This is a genomic window from Bartonella sp. AP20NXHL (assembly GCF_042196165.1).
GTDB lineage: Bacteria > Pseudomonadota > Alphaproteobacteria > Rhizobiales > Rhizobiaceae > Bartonella.
The window spans coordinates 1-2390 of the sequence record NZ_JBHIPV010000056.1 but is presented as its reverse complement, the minus strand read 5'-3'; the positions used below and the strand labels follow the sequence as shown (position 1 = coordinate 2390).

1 pseudogene is annotated in these 2390 nt (G+C 39.9%); it reads left to right on the top strand.

Annotation, left to right across the window (positions count from 1 at the left end):
- Positions 1 to 2390: pseudogene (locus ACFILL_RS09060) on the top strand (hypothetical protein); the annotation flags it as partial.

Below are 2390 nucleotides of genomic sequence, written 5' to 3'. Positions count from 1 at the left end.
TTCTTATCGAATGTTACGCCTGTTTTTTCAGCAAATCCTGATTTTAGAAACACATTTCTTGAAGGTGTAAAAAGTGCTGGTGTATCTTATCCACAAAGCCTTCTCTCTGTTGCTGGTTTGAATGCTTCTGATGATTACGCAAATTTTTTAACCAAAACCCTTTCTGGTAAGAGAGATAAGAGTCCTATCGTAAATGTTTTGACAGAAGGTAGCCGTTCTGCGCGAGTTGGAAATGTTGATGATAAGAAAGCGCCACAGCTTACAAGAATAGCGGTTAACGATAAAAGCATGAGTGCGGATAATATTGCTGTGCGAAAATTGCCAAAAACATTTGTTAAAAAAGGGTGGATGCTGCCTGTTGAGGACGATAATAGTGATGATATTTTGCTGTCTGGCGTTAATCGTTTAGCAAGGAGGGTGAGTACGTATGCAGCTAATGATGATATAAAAATAGGAAACAGTCCGAATGCGAATGCCATTAATATTATTGCTATTGGTAACGGCATAAAGACATTTTCACAAAATAATCTGTTTCAAGGTGTTACTATTGTTGGCAACGCCGCGAAAGACTACGCTTCTGCTGCCACCATTGTTGGTGCATGGGCAGAAGTGAAAGAAGCGGGCGGTATTGCGCTAGGTTACAATTCTGTGGCCGATAGGGCTAAAGGTGTTTTTGGCTATTCTCCTAATAAGAAAGCGAATGCAACAGGTACTGACATTCAATGGAAGAGTGTTTATGGTGCCATGAGTGTTGGTAATCTCAGCGAGAAGGGAACGCGACAAATTATAGGGGTAGCAGCTGGTTCTGAACTGACTGATGCAGTAAATGTTGCGCAGATAAAGTCATTACAAAATTACGTAGATAAAGGTTGGCAGCTGTCTGTTGGTGGTGCAGATGCTACAACTATTGGTATAGAGAGCAAGATCGATTTATCAGCGGCAAGTGAAAATCTTCAAATTAGCAAAGGCAAAGATAATAATATAAAATTTGATCTAGCTAAGGAAATCGCAGTCAATAAAGTAACTGCAGGAAGCAGTACTTTAGACGCAACGGGCTTAGTGATTGCCAATGGTCCGAAAATAACCACCGGAGGTATTGATGCTGGAGGTAACAAGATAACTGGAGTGGCAACGGGTACTGAAAGCACCGATGCGGTGAATTTTGGACAACTGAAGGAAATAAAAGAACAAGTAGCAGCCAGTAGTTTTATTAAACAAGATGCGCAGACGAAATACATCACCATTGGTAAGGATACAGATGGTGATAAAATCACTATTGCCAATAAAGATAATAAGACCAGAATTCTTTCTGGCGTTGCAGGTGGTTCGGACGACACTGATGCCGTGAATGTTGCGCAGCTAAAAGCTCTAAAAGACTCTATAACTCCAAGTTGGGATCTCTCTGTTGATGGTGCAGATACGACGAGTGTTGATTCAACCAACCCAATGGATTTGGCAGCTGGAAGTAGCAACCTAAATATTACAAAAGGCAAAGAGGACAATAAGGTAAAATTTGATTTAGCAAAGGATATCACACTGGAGAGCGTAAAGGCAGGTACAAATACCTTAGATGCAACAGGCTTAGTGATAGCCAATGGTCCGAAAATAATCATTTCTGGGATAGATGCTGGGGGTAAAAAGATTACAGGAGTGTCGGATGGCACTGGAGCGAACGATGCAGTTAATTTTTCACAGTTAAGCAAAACCAATGAGAGTCTTTCGTCCACAGCGAGAAATCTGGAAACGGCTATGGCGAATACATCAAAATATTTTGGTGGTAAAACTGATGTACTAAAGGGTATGCCACCTAGCTATGCTGTTCAGAATCAGACGTATGAAAATATAACAGATGCTTTTGTGGCGGTTGATAGTTCTTTTAATAAAATGAAAGATAATATTAACAAACAGGTTGCTGATGTAAGAGACAGTATTCTTGTTAAGAAAAATGAAAAGACAGGTCTTATTACTATTGGTAAGGATCTATTGGAACCATTTGGCATTGATTTCAGCGACATTAAAGCCAGCCCTCGGACTCTTTCTGGTGTAGCTGCTGGTACTAAAGAAACTGATGCGGTGAATTTTTCGCAATTAAAAGATGTCAAAGAACAAGTAGCAGCCAGTAGCTTCGTTAAACAGGATGCAGAAACGAGACACATCAGTATTGGAAAAGAAACAGATGGTGATAAAATTGATATTGCCAACAAAAAAAATGAAAAGCGTACCCTTACAGGTATAAAGGATGGTGCGCTCACAGAAGCTTCAAATGAAGCAGTAAATGGTTCCCAGCTTTTTGAAACAAATAAAAATGTTACGACTGTAACAAGTGATCTCAAAACAGCATCTGAGAATGTAGTCAAATATTTTGGTGGTGGTGCTAGTTATAAAGATGG